This is a genomic window from Ruegeria sp. BC6 (genome assembly GCF_056539185.1).
In genome coordinates this window covers 22,148-40,652 of the sequence record NZ_JBQFUM010000002.1, presented here as the reverse complement: position 1 = coordinate 40,652, position 18,505 = coordinate 22,148, and the positions used below count along the sequence as shown (strand labels likewise).

General features: G+C 61.3%; 13 protein-coding genes. 8 read left to right on the top strand and 5 right to left on the bottom strand.

Translation table 11 applies throughout. The features are described 5' to 3' along the window. Position 1: 1 nt before the first annotated feature. From napA to napF, 3 genes are read right to left on the bottom strand one after another with little or no spacing between them, the layout of a single operon-like run. Complete coding sequence (gene napA, locus ACR0MM_RS07630) at positions 2 to 2,494, bottom strand: nitrate reductase catalytic subunit NapA (protein ID WP_480695396.1); 2,493 nt, start codon at positions 2,492 to 2,494, stop codon at positions 2 to 4. Continuing rightward, positions 2,491 to 2,784, bottom strand: coding sequence for a chaperone NapD (locus ACR0MM_RS07625; protein ID WP_170365080.1), 294 nt, complete (start codon positions 2,782 to 2,784; stop codon positions 2,491 to 2,493). The genes napA and ACR0MM_RS07625 overlap by 4 nt, the downstream gene beginning before the upstream one ends. Further along, a complete protein-coding gene (gene napF / locus ACR0MM_RS07620; RefSeq protein WP_480695394.1) occupies positions 2,781 to 3,293 on the bottom strand; it encodes a ferredoxin-type protein NapF in 513 nt (170 codons plus the stop codon). The genes ACR0MM_RS07625 and napF overlap by 4 nt, the downstream gene beginning before the upstream one ends. A 281-nt stretch (positions 3,294 to 3,574) precedes the next feature. On the opposite strand from napF, the gene ACR0MM_RS07615 reads away from it, so the two are divergent. Beyond that, positions 3,575 to 6,874, top strand: coding sequence for an adenylate/guanylate cyclase domain-containing protein (locus tag ACR0MM_RS07615; RefSeq protein WP_480695392.1), 3,300 nt, complete (start codon positions 3,575 to 3,577; stop codon positions 6,872 to 6,874). A 41-nt stretch (positions 6,875 to 6,915) separates the two neighbouring features. Further along, positions 6,916 to 8,088 (top strand): hypothetical protein, encoded by a 1,173-nt coding sequence (locus tag ACR0MM_RS07610; RefSeq protein WP_480695390.1) that lies wholly within the window; start codon positions 6,916 to 6,918, stop codon positions 8,086 to 8,088. Here the strand turns inward: ACR0MM_RS07610 and ACR0MM_RS07605 are convergent. Next, complete coding sequence (locus ACR0MM_RS07605) at positions 8,069 to 11,737, bottom strand: flavoprotein (RefSeq protein ID WP_480695388.1); 3,669 nt, start codon at positions 11,735 to 11,737, stop codon at positions 8,069 to 8,071. The two genes, ACR0MM_RS07610 and ACR0MM_RS07605, sit on opposite strands and share 20 nt — an antisense overlap. A gap of 350 nt (positions 11,738 to 12,087) precedes the next feature. On the opposite strand from ACR0MM_RS07605, the gene speB reads away from it, so the two are divergent. Further along, positions 12,088 to 13,053 carry an agmatinase gene (speB, locus tag ACR0MM_RS07600; RefSeq protein WP_480695386.1) on the top strand — a complete coding sequence of 322 codons (966 nt, stop codon included), beginning with the start codon at positions 12,088 to 12,090 and terminating at the stop codon, positions 13,051 to 13,053. Positions 13,054 to 13,065: 12 nt separating this feature from the next. Here the strand turns inward: speB and ACR0MM_RS07595 are convergent, their stop codons facing one another. Next, positions 13,066 to 13,542, bottom strand: coding sequence for a ZrgA family zinc uptake protein (locus tag ACR0MM_RS07595; protein ID WP_170369937.1), 477 nt, complete (start codon positions 13,540 to 13,542; stop codon positions 13,066 to 13,068). Between the two features lie 326 nt (positions 13,543 to 13,868). On the opposite strand from ACR0MM_RS07595, the gene ACR0MM_RS07590 reads away from it, so the two are divergent. From ACR0MM_RS07590 to ACR0MM_RS07570, 5 genes are all read left to right on the top strand, one after another. Next, a complete protein-coding gene (locus ACR0MM_RS07590) occupies positions 13,869 to 15,140 on the top strand; it encodes an imelysin family protein (protein ID WP_480695384.1) in 1,272 nt (423 codons plus the stop codon). Between the two features lie 116 nt (positions 15,141 to 15,256). Further along, on the top strand, positions 15,257 to 15,550 hold the full coding sequence (locus ACR0MM_RS07585; protein ID WP_170365157.1) for a (2Fe-2S)-binding protein: 294 nt from the start codon (positions 15,257 to 15,259) through the stop codon (positions 15,548 to 15,550). Then, the gene (bfr, locus tag ACR0MM_RS07580) at positions 15,498 to 15,983 is read left to right on the top strand and encodes a bacterioferritin (RefSeq protein WP_149776400.1); all 486 of its coding nucleotides are present in this window, start codon (positions 15,498 to 15,500) and stop codon (positions 15,981 to 15,983) included. The genes ACR0MM_RS07585 and bfr overlap by 53 nt, the downstream gene beginning before the upstream one ends. After that, positions 15,955 to 17,490, top strand: a complete 1,536-nt coding sequence (locus ACR0MM_RS07575; protein WP_480696006.1) for a di-heme oxidoreductase family protein — start codon at positions 15,955 to 15,957, stop codon at positions 17,488 to 17,490. Before bfr ends, ACR0MM_RS07575 begins: the two co-directional genes overlap by 29 nt. Positions 17,491 to 17,493: 3 nt before the next feature. Continuing rightward, the gene (locus tag ACR0MM_RS07570; RefSeq protein ID WP_480695382.1) at positions 17,494 to 18,504 is read left to right on the top strand and encodes an imelysin family protein; all 1,011 of its coding nucleotides are present in this window, start codon (positions 17,494 to 17,496) and stop codon (positions 18,502 to 18,504) included. Position 18,505: the final 1 nt, after the last annotated feature.

Below are 18,505 nucleotides of genomic sequence, written 5' to 3'. Positions count from 1 at the left end.
CTTACGCCCGCTCGACCTTGCAGGCGCATTTCTTGAAGTCCGTCTCTTTCGACAGCGGACAGGTCGCATCCAGCGTCAGCTTGTTGGTCAGTTGGCCCTCGTCGAACCACGGCATGAACACGAGGCCACGCGGCACCTTGTTGCGGCCACGGGTCTCGATACGGCTGATCACCTCGCCGCGGCGGGTGGACAGCACGATCTCCTGCCCGCGGCGCACGCCGCGTTCCTTGGCGTCCTCGGGGTGCATGAACACCACGGCGGCGGGGAAGGCGCGGTGCAGCTCGGGCACGCGGCGGGTCATCGACCCGGAATGCCAGTGCTCCAGCACCCGGCCGGTGCACAGCCAAAGATCGAACTCTTCGTCCGGCTCCTCTGCTGCCGGTTCGTAGGGCGCGAAGATGATCTTGGCCTTTCCGTCCTTGTGGCCATAGAATTTGACGCCAGCACCCTCAGGCACATAGGAATCGTAGCCCTCGCGGAAGCGATAGAGCGTCTCTTTCCCGTCCACGACCGGCCAGCGCAAACCGCGGGCCTGGTGATAGGTTTCGAACGGTGCCAGATCGTGCCCGTGGCCGCGGCCAAAGCTGGCATATTCCTCGAACAGGCCCTTTTGGACGTAGAAGCCGAAATGCTCGGATTCGTCGTTGTGGAACCCTTCGGCGGTTTCCGACAGCGGATACTGGTCGATCTTGCCGTTGGCATACAGTACGTCGAACAGGGTCTTGCCACGATGCTCGGGCATCTTGGCCAGCAACTCTTCGTCCCAAACCTCCTCGACGGTGAAGCGTTTCGAGAACTCCATCAGCTGCCACAGGTCCGACTTGGCCTCGCCCGGGGCCTTGACCTGCTGACGCCAGAACTGGGTGCGGCGTTCGGCGTTGCCATAAGCCCCTTCTTTCTCGACCCACATGGCGGTCGGCAGGATCAGGTCGGCCGCAACGGCAGTCACCGTTGGGTACGGATCCGATACGACGATGAAGTTTTCGGGGTTGCGATAGCCGGGATAGCCTTCTTCGTTGATATTGGGGGCGGCCTGCATGTTGTTGTTGCACTGCACCCAATAGACGTTCAGGTCACCATCCTTCAGCTTGCGGTTCTGCAGAACCGCGTGGAAGCCCGGCTTGGGCGGAATGGTGCCTTCGGGAATGTTCCACTTGGCCTCGGTGATCTTGCGGTGTTCATCATTGGTCACCACCATGTCGGCGGGCAGGCGGTGGGCAAAAGTGCCAACCTCGCGCGCGGTGCCACAGGCCGAAGGCTGACCGGTCAGCGAGAACGGTGAGTTGCCGGGCTCGGAGATTTTGCCCACCAGCAAGTGCACGTTGTACATCAACGAGTTCACCCAGGACCCGCGGGTGTGCTGGTTGAAGCCCATGGTCCACAGGCTCATGACCTTGCGGTTCGGGTCGGCATATTCCTTGGCCAGCTGCTCAAGCTGGTTCGCCGGTACGCCCGACAGTTCAGAGACGTATTCCAGCGTGTAGTCGGCGACCGAGGCGGCGTATTCCTCGAACGAGATCGGCTCCAGCTTGCCCGAGTCCGGGTTCGCCGCGGCCTGTTGCAGCGGGTTGGTCTCGCGCAGGCCGTAACCGATGTCGGTAGCGGTCTTGGTGATGTTGACGTGGTTCTTGACGAACTCCTCGTTCACCGCGCCGGTCTGGATGATGTGGTTCGCGATGTAGTTCAGGATGGCCAGATCGGTCTGCGGCTTGAAGATGATGCCGTTGTCGGCCAGTTCGAACGAGCGGTGCTCGAAGGTCGACAGCACATGCACCTGCGCGCCCGGCTTGGTCAGGCGCGTATCGGTCAAGCGCGACCACAGGATCGGGTGCATCTCGGCCATGTTCGAGCCCCACAGCACGAAGGTGTCGGCATGCTCGAGGTCGTCATAGCAGCCCATCGGCTCATCAATGCCGAAGGTCCGCATGAAGCCCACCACGGCCGAGGCCATGCAGTGCCGCGCGTTCGGGTCGATGTTGTTCGTGCGGAACCCGGCCTTCATCAACTTGGCCGCGGCATAGCCCTCCCACACGGTCCACTGTCCCGAGCCGAACATGCCCACGCTGGTCGGGCCTTTCTTGGCCAGCGCCTCTTTCCACTTCTCGGCCATCACGTCGAAGGCTTCGTCCCAGCTGACGGGCTCAAAGTCACCGTTCTTGTCATAGACGCCGTTCGATTTGCGCAACAGCGGGGTGGTCAGACGGTCCTTGCCGTACATGATCTTCGAAAGGAAGTAGCCCTTGATGCAGTTCAGCCCCCGGTTCACCGGAGCGTCCGGGTCGCCTTGCGTGGCAACCACGCGGTCGTTCTTGGTGCCCACCAGAACCGAGCAGCCCGTGCCGCAGAACCGGCAAGGTGCCTTGTCCCATCGGATGTCGGCATTGGCGACTTGGGCGGCAGCTTGGCCCGTCGCCAGCGGGATACCGGCCGCGGACGCGGTCGCGGCGGCGGCGGTTGCTTTCAGAAACGTACGGCGAGATTCGGAAATGGTCATGACAAGGGCCTCCGGCTGGAATCTTGGCTGGGAGTTTCAGGACGCGGACGGGTCTCCGCGAGATCTTCGAAATGGTGATAGGTCAGGGTCAGCGAGACGACCCCGGGGATCTGATGCAGGTCCATGATGATCTCGGACGCCAGCCGTGTCGGCGTGTCCTCGACAACGACAACGAACCGGCTGTCGTCGGATTCGGCATGGACTTCGACCCCGTCAAACGCAGTCATCGCCGACCGTGCCGCCGAGGTCTGGTCCGGCGCGACATGCACGAGGCATCCACAGATATTCATTCACGCACCTCCACTTTGGCGGGCTGGTATCTCTCAAGGGAAACGGCACCGGTCGGGCATGCGGCCGAGCAGGCCCCGCAACCGACACATGATGCCAGGTCCAGGTTCACTTCGGCGCGGCCTCCGGTTTTCAGGCGGAATCGGATGGCCCCTTGATCGCAGCTGTCCTGGCACACCCGGCAACTGACTCCATTTGCCGAAAGGCACGTGTCGGACACTTTCGCGCGCCAAGGCCACTCGGCGAACCGGTCCAGGCTCAATGCGTCGGTATTGCACGCATCGGCGCAGTCTCCGCAAAAGGTGCAGCCACCCTGCTGCGGCTGAAACACCGGCAAGCCCGCGTCGTCCATAGCCAGAACATCCTCGGGGCAAACCGAGACACAGTCGCCGCATCGAGTGCAGAGATCGTGGAAGTTTTCGCGCGCCGCTCCTGGCGGCCGCTTCACGCTGTCGTCTTCGCGAGGCAGGCGTCCTGTCAGGAACGCGCGCCTGCTGGCTACCGCAGACATGTGCCGCCCACCTGTTCTAGAAACATTTGTGGTACTCCGTTCATGCTGCGTGGATAGCGGATACGAGTCAACTCTGACTTGATCTTGATCAGATTTGCTCATGGATTGAGCAAACGAATCCTTCCTGAAACACAACCCTGGAAAGGCGCGGCACAAAGCCGTTGCGAAACACCGGAAACGGCGGATTGCGCAGTCATAATCGAATATTACTATAAAAAATGCAGACTCGACCCGGTGGTCTGTACTAGGCTGCCTGCGGGTGGATACTTCTGAGGGCACCAATGTCTGGCGACCTAAGGGAATGGCTGAGCGCCCTTGGGTTGTCCGATTACACCCAAGCGTTCGCGGAAAACAAAATCGACTTTGCAATTCTTCCTGAACTTACGGGCGAGGATTTGCGCGAGATCGGGGTGACCGCCGTCGGCGACCGTCGCCGGCTGCTGCGCGCGATATCCGAGCTGGACGTCCCCGAAACCGTCGGCGCGTTTGAACCCGAGGTCGAACTGGAGCCGGCAAAACGTCAGGTCACGGTTCTATTCGCGGACCTAACCGGCTTTACCAAATTGTCCAGCGAACACGACGCCGAAGACATGCACGCGCTGCTGAATGCGTTCTTTGGCAAGGTCGACCGCGCCGTCGAGAAATTTGGAGGCCGGATCGACAAGCATATCGGAGACGCTGTCATGGCGGTGTTCGGGGCGCCGATCTCGCACACCAACGACACCGAACGGGCGGCCCGGGCTGCGTTGGAGATTCACGCCGCGCTGCCCACACTTGACCCGCCCCTGTCCTGCCATATCGGCATCGCCTCGGGGCAGGTCATCGCCAGCACCACCGGAAGCGAGGCCCATACCGAATACACCGTGACCGGGGATGGCGTGAATCTTGCATCCCGCCTGACCGATATATCTGCGCCGGGTCAAACGCTGGTGTCGGATGACATCCAGCGCGCGCTTGGCCCTCTGTTCGTGGGCGAGGCGATCGGCACCAAGGCAATCAAAGGCCTGAACAAGGATGTCGAAATCTGGCGTCTGGACCGTCTGGCACGGAACATCCGCACGCGGCGCCACAAATTCATCGGGCGGGAACGCGAGATGTCGTTGTTTTCGGCGACATTCGACCGGTGCCAGCGCCATGGAAAGGGTGAGGTTCACATCATTCTTGGCGAACCCGGTATCGGCAAGACCCACTTTTCGGAACAGGTGGCCGAGCTGGCCGCAAACCGGTCCTATTCGATCCACGGGGGCGTGGTGATGGATTTCGGCACACGCGAAGGGCATTCGGCCATCCAGTCCATCGCCCGCAGCCTTCTGGGGCTCGACCCGACCGACGACTCCGATGCCAGCACCGCGGCAGCCCATGACGCGATTGACCGGGGGTGGATCAACCCTGCCAGTTCCGCCCATCTGAGCGCTTTGCTCGAGCTTGAACAGGATCCCGGATTGGCCGAAGTCTATGCCGTAATGGACAACGCCGCACGCATGCGGGGTCGGCGACAGGTCATCGACGAACTGCTGCAGGCCCGCAGTCGCGAGGCCCCCCTTCTGCTCCAGGTCGAGGACATACATTGGGCGCCATCGGACATTCTGACCATGTGTTCGTACATGGCTGCCGCGACGCGGGACCTGCCTTGCGTTCTGATGATGACCAGCCGGGTCGAAGGCGACCCGATCGATCGGGAATGGCAGATGGGAACGGATGGTGCACTGGTGTCCAAGCTTGAGCTGTCGCCGATGGGCGACGAACAGGCGCGGAAACTGGTCGAGGAATTCACCGCCATCGACCCCGAGCTGTTGGAAACCTGCGTGCAACGCGCCGGAGGCAATCCGCTGTTTCTCGAGCAACTGCTGCGCAATATCGACGGCCTGACCCGCGACACCGTCCCCGGCAGCATCCAAGGCATCGTGCAATCCCGTCTGGACGGGTTGGATCGTCGAAGCAGAACGGCGATTCAGGCAGCATCGGTTCTGGGGCAGCGGTTCTCGCCCGAAGTTCTGAACTACCTGCTGGGTGAAGGCCATCTGGACACGTCCGACCTGATCCGCTCGGCCCTGATCCGCGAGGCCGGGGCAGATCTGATGTTTGCGCATGCTCTGATCCGCGACGGATCCTATGCTACGCTGGTCAAGTCCGAGCGCGCCCGACTGCACCGGCAGGCAGCAAGCTGGTACGAAGGCAAGGACGCCACCTTGCGCGCCCAACACCTGGACCGTGCCGACGCCTCCAACGCAGCCGAAGCTTATCTGGAGGCCGCCGAAAACCTGATTCATGCCTTCCAGTTTGACGAGGCCAGCCCGCTGATCGAACGCGCGCTCGAGCTTTCGGCGCCGCCGGGTATCCGGTTTGACCTGATGTGTGCCCGCGCGGAAACCCATCGACTTCAGGGCCTGTCGGACGAGGCCCTGAGCGAATTCAACGAAGCCGCTGCCTTGGCCGAGACTGACGCGCAGAGTTGCCGCGTTCATATCGGTCTGGCACAAGCCGCACGCCAGGCCAGCCTGTACCAGGATGCGCTGCACAGCCTCGACATCGCCGAGGCCGCCGCTGACCGCAATGGATCGGAACGGGATCTGGCCCAGATCAGCTATGTTCGCGGAAACATCTATTTCCCGCTGGGACGGGTCGCGGATGCTCTGCAAAGCAACGAAAAAGCGCTGACGCTGGCCCGCAAACTGGAATCCGTCCGGCTGGAGGTCGGCGCCCTCAGCGGCTTTGGCGATGCGAATTTCATGAATGCCGCAATGCGTACCGCCGCAGGGTTCTACACTCAGGCCGTCGAAAGAGCGCGGGACAATGGACTGGTCCGGGACCTGGCCGCCAACCTTCACAATCTCAGTGTTGCCCGCAGTTACTCGGGTGACGTGGCGCAAGGTCGGGCCGATGCGCAGGAAGCCATCGAAATCTCGCAGAAATACTTTGCCTTCGTGCCGGAATGTGTCGCGCAGACCTGCCTGGGCGTCGCGTGCACCTTTCAGGATGACTTGGACGGTGCGCTGCAGGCCTTCATCCAATCCGCCGATATCGCCCAACGTGTCGGTGCCAAGCGACTCGAGGCTCAGGCGCTGGAACACTTGGCGCGGGCGCAGGTTTATGCCGGGCAAAGGCACGAGGCTGAACAGGTGGGGCGGCGCGCCGTGGAAATCGCGTTGGAACATGGCCGCAACTTTGTCGGCCCCAAGGCGCTGTCGGCATTGGCCTTAGCTCTGGACGATCCGGATACCCAGGATGAACTGTTGGATCAGGGCGTCCGGATACTGGGCGAAGGCTGCGTTGGGCATAGCCACCTGCATTTTTACGCAGATGCCTGCGCCGTGATGCTGGCCCGCCAGAATTGGGACCGCGCGATCCGCTTTGCCGACGCCTTGTCTGAGTTCACCGCCTCAGAACCACTGCCGATGGCCGATCTGTCCATCCGTCACACCCGTCTTCTTGCTGCGACCGGGCAACAGGGCCTCGCCCTGTCTGACCACGCCGAGTTTCCAGAACTTCGATCACAGTTCGACGATCTGGGCGTGGTGCGGTCGCTGATGGGGCATCTGGATTTCCCGGTGGCCGGGATGGCCGGTCAACCGACGGCATGAACCGCACGACGATGGAACAACAGAAAGAAACAGAGCGCGGAATGACGGTCGAGAAAAAGGTCTGGGGCCTGTCAGGCCTCGTGTCGCTGATCCTGACGGCCGTATTGTTCTACCTTTGGGCCTCGCTGAACCATTTCGAGCAGGACCCGACCCAATTGCCGGATCAGGCCTCGGTCGATACCTATCTGGAGTCGCTGGAGAACCCGCCGGATTATCGGGTCAGGACGGGAATATTCCTCAAATCCTTCAGTTTCGTCGACGCGAGCGATGTCCACGTCACGGGCTATGTCTGGCAGCACTATCAAACCGGCATCCATGACGCGATAAAACCCGAACCCGGTCAGGCCGGGTTCCTTCTGCCCGAGTCCGTGGATGTCGGGAGCGGCCTTATCGAAGAAGCCTACCGGATGCCAGAACCCGGTGGCGAAGTGATCGGCTGGTACTTTGAGCAGACCCTGCGCCAGTCCTTCGACTACACCAGCTATCCTTTCGACCACAAAACCGTCTGGGTGCGGTTCTGGCCAGGCCGGTTTGACGTGAACGTCGCCTTGGTTCCCGACTTCGACGCTTATCCCGCGACTGGGCCAAAGGACATTTTCGGGATCGACAACCGCATCGTCATGGGCACCTGGGAACGCGAAAATACCTATTTTGACTACAAGCTGTCTGATTTGGACACGACGCTGGGCATCAACCAGAACGAGTTTCAGACCAGACTGCCCGAACTGCACTACAACTTTGTCATCAAACGCAACTTTGCGAACGCCTTCGTGGTGCACATGATCCCATTGATCGTGGTCACGATGCTCCTGTTCGGCGCCGTAATGACGGTGACGCGGAAGCCAAACCTGGTCGAACGGCACGATTTCAGCACCTCAAGCGTGATCGGCACCTGCTCGGTCCTGTTCTTCGTGATCCTGCTGGCCCATGTGCAATTGCGCGAGGGTTTTGCCGGGTCACCAGTGATCTACATGGAGTCCTTCTTTTTCCTGATGTATTTCATGCTGCTTGTGGTGTCGGTGAACACCTATCTGTTCGTCTCCGAGTCCGCGCCGTCGCTGCGCTTGATCCACTACCGTGACAACCTGATTCCAAAGGCCGCGTTCTGGCCATTTGTCCTGAGCTGCATGATCGCGATCACCGCCTACAACCTCAGCCTCAAGTCACCTCCGTCAAGGGATGCCCCCGAGGCCATCACGCATCAGGACGGCTAGCGGCCGCCTCATACCCGGGCTTGAGCGTCCCTGTGGCCATGTCGATCGAGTATTCGTCGACCAACTCGGACGCACCGCTTTCCAGTTCGGCAAGGTATTTTTCCGGATTGGCGATGACGTAGACGTAGGCCGGTTTTTTCACGCCATCCATCAGGACATTGATCCGCTTGCGGACATAGACATTGTCAGCCGCGCCCGGTCCGTGAAAACCCTCGAGCTTGTCGAGTTCCTTCAACCCGCCCGAGGTGACCCGGTAGACCTCGCCCTTGATTGGACGGCCAGTGCCCTTGCGATCCACCAGTGTGGCCATGCGGTGCAGATAGGCACAGTTCGGGTTGTCGCAAAACGGCTCTTTCGGAACGATCAGGGGCATGGGCTGCCGAGTGACCGCCTGTCCAACGAAATCATCCAGAACGTCCGCATGAGCGTCGTGGTTGGGAAATCCTTTTTTGAGCGATCCGTAGGTAAAATACAGATAGGTCTTTTCGCGTTCATCGATCAGGTTGTCTTCGTCTTCCACCTCTTCCGGTTCTGACAGGGCGTGCGTGTTGGCCCATTCGTCCAGCATCGCGCGGATCTCGTCCGACACCCTGATGCCCCTGGACCGCACCCGATCCTGCAGGAAGTGGATCAGAGGGCTTGCATCGATGCTCTCCGCCGCCAGCAGTGTTTCTACCATCTCGGCCGAGTTGTTCATCGCGGCGACATGCAGGCTGGTAAATCCGTGGTCATTGACCGCGTTCACGTTGATACCTCTTGCGATGAGGGCTTTGGCAGCCTCGATGTCCGGTTTTCCCAGATCTTGCCCGTTCTCGGTCAGCTCGCCCTCGCCGCCCGCCGCATAGTGCAGCAGCGTGTCACCATTATGGTCATCGACAATGTCGATACCGGCGACCCCCTCATCTATGGCCTGAAAAACGGGTTCCCATTGGGCGAAGTCATCCGAGGCCGCAGCATCCTGCGCCCATTTGCAGATATTGTGTTCGTGGTTTTCCAGCTCTTCGAAGGCTTCTTCCAGAACCTCCATGATCTGGTCGGGCGTGGCCATCATTCCGATGCCCATCATCCCGTTCGACAGGCGCCCCTTGCGGGGACCCACAAGATCAATCCCCAGATCGCGCAGCTTTTCGACGTTGTTCTGGGTGGTGACGTTGTTCCACATGTTGGTGTTGCACGCCGGACAGAGGATCGCCGGCTTGTTGCGGTATTGCCAGGCTACGAAGACCGAGGTCAGCAGGTTGTCGGCAATGCCGTTGGCGATCTTGCCCATCGTGTTGCAGGTGACCGGCGCGACAATCACGCAATCGGCCCAGTCGCATAGCGCAAGATGCGACGCGCGCAAGGGCATCCCGAACTCGGTATAGCGAAAGTTCCACTCGTCATCGTCGCGGTAGTAGTCATTGTGGGTGATGTAGTCGTCGACTGTCTTGCTTTTCTTCCCGGTCTTTTTTGCCTTGCGGGTCTCGCTGGCCTTGTCGGTCCCGATATCGCGAAAGAACTTTTCGGCCGAAACCGAAGGGATCAGTTTCACGTTGTGACCTGCCTCGGTGATCCGGGCGACCAACTGAGGCACCTTGTCCGCAGCCGACGAGCCGCAGGCGCACAGCAGAACGTTCCGGCGACCGTTTGGCGGGGCTGTCAACCCGCCCTTGGGATACCCGAAGATGTTCTTGTCGAGGCTCGGCGACTCGTGGCGCAGCAAGACAGGCAGACCGGCTTTCTTCATGTCTTCCTGCAGGCCGCCATCCAGGATCATGTCAACGATATCGCTGCGCTTGCCCAGGCATTTCCCATGGAAGAAGAGATAAGGCACCTTTTCCTTGCCGCTTTCCGCCACCAGTTGCCGGCGCATTTTCATGGCGTTGGCCCCGTGTCCGGCGACATCGACCAATTTCAGACCGGTCGCGCCGATATTGGCCAGAATGTTCTTCAGCATGTTCGACCACGGGTCCTCATCCTCGTAGAACAGAACCAGCGGGTTTTCCCGGACGATCCGCGCCACGTCGCTGGGGTCTTCCGGGGGCTGGGTCTCCTCGATCACCAGCATGGCCGGGCTTTTCAGGTCGCGCAGCCCGCGAAAGATATGCCCGCGCGGCGCCTGCCAAACCTGCGAAGTCGCCGGGCTCATATCTACGACCGTTACAAGATCGGCCTTTTCGTCATAGGCCACGCACAAGCACCAGAACTCTTCCAGCAGCGCCGTCTCGCGGAACACGTTTTCGGGCGGCCGGATCACCTCGAACCCCAACACGCGGTTGAAGTCGATGTTGATCATCAGGTGGCGCCCCTCATGTTCGTTCAGACTGCGCAGCTGATCCCGGAACCAGTCTTGCGGCGACCTTTTGTCCTTCCCGGGTCGTTCCGCATAGCTGCGGAAGGTGCTGCCGATATGCACCTCGGAGGTGCCGGCCAGATACCGCTGGGCCATCTCGCTCATCTTCTTGGCGGTCGAAACCCGGCTCAGCGCCTCGGTGTACGAGGTCTGGGTCGCGATCAGCAGCTTGTCTTCGGTGACCTGGACATCGCCCAAAATCTGCAGGCTTTCAGCCAGGACGCCCAGGCTGTTCATGTTCGGGCTGGCCCGCCGGAACAGGTTGCGGCGCTTCTTGGGATCGCGGGCCAGATACCTGGTGCTGTCCACATAGTTGCAGTCCTGCCGGAAGGTCTGCAGCGTGGTCGTGACCGCTTCGCGTGCAGAGAACCGCAGCAGGCCGCGCGCCCGCATCGAAGTGCCGTCGCGGTCGGACATGGCAGCGTACAGGCGGTCGATCGTGGTGACCCACAGCTTGCCGTATTTTTCGGGATGCACGTCCATCATGTGCACCAACCCGGTGCTGGGGTTGCACTTGGCGATCACCGCGAAATGGCCGCCGGGCATGGTGGGCTTGCCATGCGCGACCCCAACCTGAAAATTCGCCACCAGAATGTCGTTGTCTCCGCCCAGACGATTGGACTCGTCAATCGCCTCAAGCAGCAGTGGCACCGAGGTCGTGGCCTCGTCCATGAAATAGGCCTGGACCTGCACAAGGTCGCGCAGACCCTGCGAATGGATATAGGTGCACGCCACGTCGAACAGTTCACCCAGCGAGATGCCGTCATTGACGACAAAGCTGGTGGGCAGTTCGCAGACCCGGAAGATGTCGTTCACCTCGCAGCTGAAGCCCAGCGCCGACATGCTCAGCGCGGCCGCGGTCACGCTGCAGCAGTTGATCGGCTGCTGGAAATTCTGAAGATGCACGCTGACCAGATCGCCGAACAGAGTGGCGTAGCATTCGCGTCGAATTTCCGCGGGAATATCCAGCCACTCGTTACTGGCCAGAAAGGCCAGCCGAGTGCCCGGCAAGGCCACGGCCTGCAGGCTGACCGGTATGTCGCGGATCTCCAGATGCTCTTCGTAGAAATAGTCCCCGGTATCGGCGGTCGCCAGATCAACGTCGTTCTGGCGCAGCTTCACGATGCCGTCCAAAACCACATACATCCCGCGCGGCGGCAGAACCGTGTCCTCAAGAACTTCGAACAGATCGAAATGCTGCCTGAGCCGCTCGGCGCTCTGCCGCACCTTTTCGCCGGGCAGGACGGCGAATATCTTCTCCCAATCGGCAGATGTGGCTTCAATCGGTTTTGAATTGGAAATCGTCTGTGTGGACACGGCCAGTTCCTCCCCCAAAAAGTCAGTGGCGCAATGGTTTCGTATTTCGTGGTCACTTTCCTGAAATCAGCATTTGTACTTTGCAGTCTCCCCCGCCGGACAAACGGCAGACCGCCCGACGCGTGGCGCCATTCAATGCTGGCTCCACCCCTCAATTTGCGCAGGCAATAAGAGCGATACCTGCATTCTTAGTACAGATTTTCAGAAAAATCACTGGGATTCTGGGGTTTACCCAGCTTCGCGACCTGATGCACCGCTGATTCAGAGCGGCCTTGATTGATCGGGTGATAGACGCCAACGTGCAAGCAACCCGCCAGACCCGCGGCCGGTTCAAAGCAACGGAGCCCCCAATGTCAAAACATGGATATGAATCCGGCCGCCTGAATCTGCCGTTCGTTGGCATCGCCACATTCGGCAAGAAGCCATATGTGCAGGACTGGGACCGGATCGATGCCGATGTCGCCATCCTGGGCGCCCCGTTCGACTTCGGCTGCCAATACCGGTCCGGAGCCCGGTTCGGCCCGCGTGCGGTGCGCGAGGCATCGACTCTGTTCAGCTTTGGTCATGCAGGTGCTTATGATCACGAGGACGATGCCACCTATTTGGGCGAAGAGGTGCGCATCGTCGATCTGGGGGATGCCGACGTCATCCACACCAAAACCGAAGCCAGCCACGCGAATATCGAATACGGGGTACGCAAGATCCTTGAGGCCGGCGCTCTGCCCGTGACGATCGGCGGAGACCATTCCATCAACATTCCCTGCATCAACGCCTTTGATCAGGACTGCGCCCGAAACGGTCCCATTCACGTGGTCCAGATCGACGCACATCTGGATTTCGTGGACGAGCGTCATGGCGTTACGGCGGGCCATGGAAACCCGATGCGGCGGGCGATCGAGAAGGACTATGTCTCGGGTATGACCCAGCTGGGCATCCGCAATGTCTCATCGACCGCGAAAGAAGGTTACGAGGATGCACGCGCGCGCGGCTCCGACATCTTGTCGGTACGGCAGGTCCGCAAGCTGGGGACCGAAGGGGTGTTGGACCGCATCCCCTCGGGCGTACGATACTACGTGACCATCGACATTGACGCGTTTTGCCCATCCATAGCACCGGGCACCGGAACACCAAGCCACGGCGGTTTTTTGTACTACGACGTTCTGGAAATCCTGCAGGGCCTTGCCCGGAAAGGGCAGGTCGCTGGCATCGACCTTGTCGAAGTTGCCCCGGCCTATGACCCGACCGAAAGCACGCAGATCCTTGCTGCGCAGCTGTTGCTGAACTTCATCGGCTTCATCTTTCACCACAAGGAATGAAAGAAACCCCGGTCACATAAACTCGGAGAGATCAACCAACGGGGTCTCTCGTGTAACCGCGACGGCGTGACTACCACCCGGTGACTGAACCCGCACGTCCACACGTTCAGCCTGCGAAAACCGGTCGAAGTAATCAAATCTCATTTCACCAAGCGCCTGAAGGTTGCTGCACCTGATCGTGTATTCGGCCTGAAATTCGGGCCGGTGATCGCCAGGCCCCAAGGCCGAACCGGCTTCGCCGCCGACCAGCGCCACGTTCGCCGTGGCCGTGGCACAACCCGCCTCGGCCGTGACCGCGAACAGGGTCATGGGCTGTGACAGGTCCGAAATGGCGACCGCGACCTTCGCCTTTTCCTCTGCGCTCGAAGCGGGAAGTTCAAAGCCAACGATTTCTGACGCAGGAACAGACAGGGACAGCGTGTACCCCGAATCCAATAAGGCGATCTTCAGTGCTGCGGGTTTTGGCGCCACTTCCTGCTGCGCGTCCAACGCAAGGGGAAACACGCAAAGGGCAAACGCCAAGGATCTCATCACGCAACCACCACCAACTCAAGAATCACACCATCATTGTATCTTCGCGCCATCCGCAGGCAACGGCGCGCAACGCCGTCTGACCCCGCCGGAAATGGCTAGACAGATCCAGAGAACCCATCCAGCCAAACCGTATTTGGCCAAAACAGCGGCGTGTTTCAAAATTAATTCCCGACTTAAAGACTCGGGTTGACATAACTTACAATTTCACTCAGTTAATATTCATCTCTGCACCCGCACTGGGTGCTCTTGCCCATTCATTTCGACAGGAAGGCCTGAACTTTATGACCCGCGTATTTTCGACGACCAGCCTGGCAGCCTTGCTGATGGCAACGGCTGCAGCCGCCGGCGACGCCCCCGCCAAGGTCGACATTCTGGACACCTATGCTGACATTGCCGAAGCAAAATATGACGACAGCCTGCGTGCTGCCCGCAACTTGCAGGCCGCCGTTGCCGCGCTGGTTGACCAGCCTTCTGCTGAAAACCTGACCGCCGCACGCCAGGCCTGGGTTGCCGCGCGCGTTCCGTATCAACAGACCGAGGTCTATCGCTTCGGCAATCCCATCGTCGACGAATGGGAAGGCAAGGTGAACGCGTGGCCTCTGGACGAGGGTCTGATCGACTATGTGGATGCGGCCTATGGCGGCGCGACGGACGAAAACGAGCTTGCGGTTCTGAACGTGATTGCCTCGCCCAGCTTTGAGCTGTCTGGCCAGCCGGTCGACGTCACCGAGATCACACCCGAGCTGCTGTCTGAGACCCTGCACGAGGCCGACGGGATCGAGGCCAATGTGGCAACGGGTTATCACGCCATCGAGTTCCTGCTGTGGGGCCAGGATCTGAACGGTCACGGCGAGGGCGCCGGCAACCGTCCGTGGACCGACTATGCGCAGGACGAGTCCTGCACCGGCGGCAACTGCGATCGCCGGGCCCAGTATCTGGTGGCGGCGACCGACCTGCTGGTCTCGGATCTGGAGTGGATGGCCGCGCAATGGCAGGACGACGGTGCCGCGCGGGCGGCCCTGACCGACGACGCCGACTCGGGCATCAGTGCAATTCTGACGGGCATGGGATCCCTGTCCTATGGCGAACAGGCCGGTGAGCGCATGCGCCTTGGACTGATGCTGAACGACCCGGAAGAAGAGCATGACTGTTTCTCAGACAACACGCACAACAGCCACTACTATGACGGGTTGGGGATTCAGAACGTCTATCTGGGTCGGTATGTCCGGATTGACGGCACTCCGGTTTCGGGTCCGTCCCTGTCGGATTTGGTTGCGGCCTCGGACCCGGCTTTGGACACCGAGATGAAGACAAAGCTGGCCAACACAATGTACGCGCTGGGCCAGATCAAAACCGCAGCCGAGGCAGGATTTGCTTACGATCAGATGCTCGAGCGCGGGAACGTCGGTGGCGAAACGCTGATCATGGGCGGCGTCGAAGGTCTGATCGATCAGACCAAGACGATCGAACGCATCGTGTCCGTGCTGGGCTTGGGCAATGTCGCATTCGAAGGGTCTGACAGCCTCGACAACCCCGACGCCGTTTTCCACTGATGAACCAAAGCAGCCGGGCGCAGCGACCGCTTGTGCCCGACCCTGCGACAAGCTGTGTCTGGACCCGAAGCAAATACCCTACTATTTGACTAGGAATTACGAAAGGCCGAGTCGCCATGATCGTCTGCCACTGCACCAACATCACGGATCACGAGATCCGCGCGGCAATCGACTGGATGCGCGCGGCAGATCCTCAAACCATCATCACGCCGGGCAAGATTTACCATGCTTTGGGAAAATCGGCGGATTGTGGCGGGTGTATGCCGCTGTTTCTGGACACGATGCGCGCAACCGATAACCTCGAAGTACCCATGCAACTCCGCGCCCTGCGCGTGGATGATACACAGGAGAGTGCAGATGAAGGGCGACCCCAAAGTCATCGAATACTTAAACAAGTCCCTGCGGCATGAACTGACGGCGGTCAGCCAGTACTGGCTGCATTACCGCCTGCAAGAGGACTGGGGCCTGGGCCACATGGCCAAGAAAAGCCGCGAGGAAAGCATCGAAGAGATGCAGCACGCGGACAAGCTGATCGAGCGGATCATCTTCCTGGGCGGCCACCCCAACCTGCAGAAGCTCGACCCGCTGCGCATCGGCCAGACGCCCAAGGAAACCCTGGAATGCGACCTGGCGGCCGAGATCGACGCCCGAGCCCTGTACAAGGAAGCGCGCGAATACTGCCAACAGGCCGGCGACTTCGTGTCGATGGCGCTGTTCGAACAACTGATGGCCGATGAAGAAGGCCATATCGATTTCCTCGAAACCCAGCTCGATCTGTACGAAAGACTCGGCGAAGCAAATTATGCGCAACTCAATGCATCGAAAATGGACGAGGCCGAATAAGACGGGCCTTTTCGTGGTGGCCGTATTTGCGGCCACCCCTTCCCTGTCTCAGGATCTGCGGGACAGTCATTTGAACCCCCTCCCCCGAACCGGCGCTGAACGGGCACGGATCGCCACAGTCACCGCAGCGCCGTCGGATTTCACGCAGCCCCAGCGCTATGAGGACCTGCCGGCAGGCGCCGCAACGGTGCGCGCCCGGACCGACGCGGATGCGTTCTCGCAACCCTCGGCCAACCTGAGCTTTGAGCAGGAGCTGGATTTCAAAGTCGGCAACGGGCTGTTCAAGAAAGTCTGGGTGTCGTCTCCGTCCTCGACCCTGGCCTCGGATGGGCTTGGGCCGCTGTTCAACGCGCGGTCGTGTCAGCGCTGTCACATCAAGGACGGGCGTGGCCACACCCCTGCCGGGCCGGAGGACAACGCAATTTCGATGTTCCTGCGCGTTTCCATCCCCGGGACGCCCGCGGACGCGCCGGAAGGGATCGAGGGGTATCTCGCCACCCTGCCCGAACCCAGCTATGGCGGCCAGATGCAGGATTTCGCCCTACCCGGCCACAAGGCCGAATACCGGCTGGACATCACCTACGAGGAAATACCAGTGGAGCTGTCCGATGGCGTAACGGTATCGCTGCGCAAGCCCACCTACAGGGCGGCCGATCTGGGCTATGGGCCATTGCACCCCGACGCGATGCTCAGCCCGCGCGTGGCGCCGCAGATGATCGGTCTGGGCCTGCTCGAGGCGATCCCGGCCGAGGACATTCTGGCCAAGGCCGACCCCGACGATGCCGATGGAGACGGCATTTCGGGGCGGCCCAACATCGTGTGGTCGACGGAATTCGGCGAACCCATGCTGGGCCGGTTCGGGCTGAAGGCGGGCATGCCGACGATCATGGAGCAGTCGGCCGCGGCCTTCGCCGGCGATATCGGAATTTCCAGCCCGCTCTACCCCGCGCCTTTTGGCGACTGCACCCAGGCGCAGGCCGATTGCCAGGCCGCCCCGCATGGTGACGGCGACGAACGCGGCTTTGAGATCGACCAGCAAGGCATGGATCTGGTGGCCTTCTACAGCCGCAACCTGGGCGTTCCCGCCCGCCGCGATGTGGATGACCCGCAGGTTCTGCGCGGGAAAGAAGTGTTCCACACCATTGGCTGCGCGTCCTGTCACACGCCCGCTTTCGTCACCCACCGCCTGCCGGACCAGCCCGAGCGCAGTTTCCAGCTGATCTGGCCCTACACGGACCTGCTGCTGCACGACATGGGCAAGGGACTGGCCGACAACCGCCCCGAGGCCCTCGCCACGGGCCGCGAATGGCGCACCGCGCCGCTGTGGGGGATTGGCCTGACCCGGCGGGTTTCGGGACACACCCAGTTCCTGCATGACGGCCGGGCGCGCTCGCTTCTCGAAGCGGTTCTGTGGCACGGCGGCGAGGCCCAGGCCGCGCGCGATGCAGTCGTTTCCATGCCAAAACCGGATCGGGACGCCCTGATCGAATTTCTTGAAAGCCTCTGACCGATGCGCCTGATTGCCGTGATCCTTTCCGCATTGATGCCGCTCTGCGCGGTGGCACAAAGCCGCGATGCGATCCTGACCGACGTGACCCAAGCCCATATCCTGCCGCGTTTCGATCACCTTGTCGAAACGACGGCTGCGCTGGATGCCACTGCTCGCGCGGACTGCGCGCCCGGATCTGTCGACCTGCGCGCGGCCTATCACGCCGCCTTCGACGCCTGGATATCCGCCAGCCACTTGCGGTTCGGCCCGACCGAGGTCGGAGACCGTGCCTTTGCCCTGGCCTTCTGGCCCGACAGCAAAGGGTTCACGCCCAAGGCGCTGTCGGCGATGATCGCGGCCGAAGACCCGGCCATTGCCGACCCCGATGCCTTTGCCGAAACCTCGATCGCGGGGCGCGGCTTCCTCGCGCTCGAGAGGATGCTGTACGACCCGGCCTTTGCCGATCAGGGCGATGCGGCCTATCGCTGCGGGTTGATCCGCGCCATCGCCGCCGACATCCATCGCACGGCCCGGGCCATCGACCGGGACTGGCACGGCTATGCCCGCATCATGACCCAGCCCGGGCCGGACAGACCCTATCGGTCCTCCGACGAAGCCCTGCAGGAGCTCTACAAGGCCCTTGTCACCGGGCTCGAGTTTACGGCCGATACGCGCCTGGGCCGCCCGATGGGCAGTTTCGACCGCCCCCGCCCCAACCGGGCCGAGGCCCGTAGGTCGCTGCGGTCGCTGCGGCATGTGGAACTGTCGCTGGTGGCGCTGCGCGACCTGGCGGCGCGGCTGGCGGCCGACCACCCGCAGATTGCCGCCGCGCTGGACGATGCCTTTGCCCGCAGCATCGCCCGGGCACAGGCGCTGGACGATCCCGCGCTGGCCGGCGTGGCCGAGCCCCAGGGGCGGCTGCGGGTCGAGGCGCTGCAGCAGTCGATCAACGACATCCGCAGCCTGGCCGCTGAGCGGCTGGGTCCGACCCTGGGCATCAGCGCCGGGTTCAATTCGCTGGACGGAGACTGAC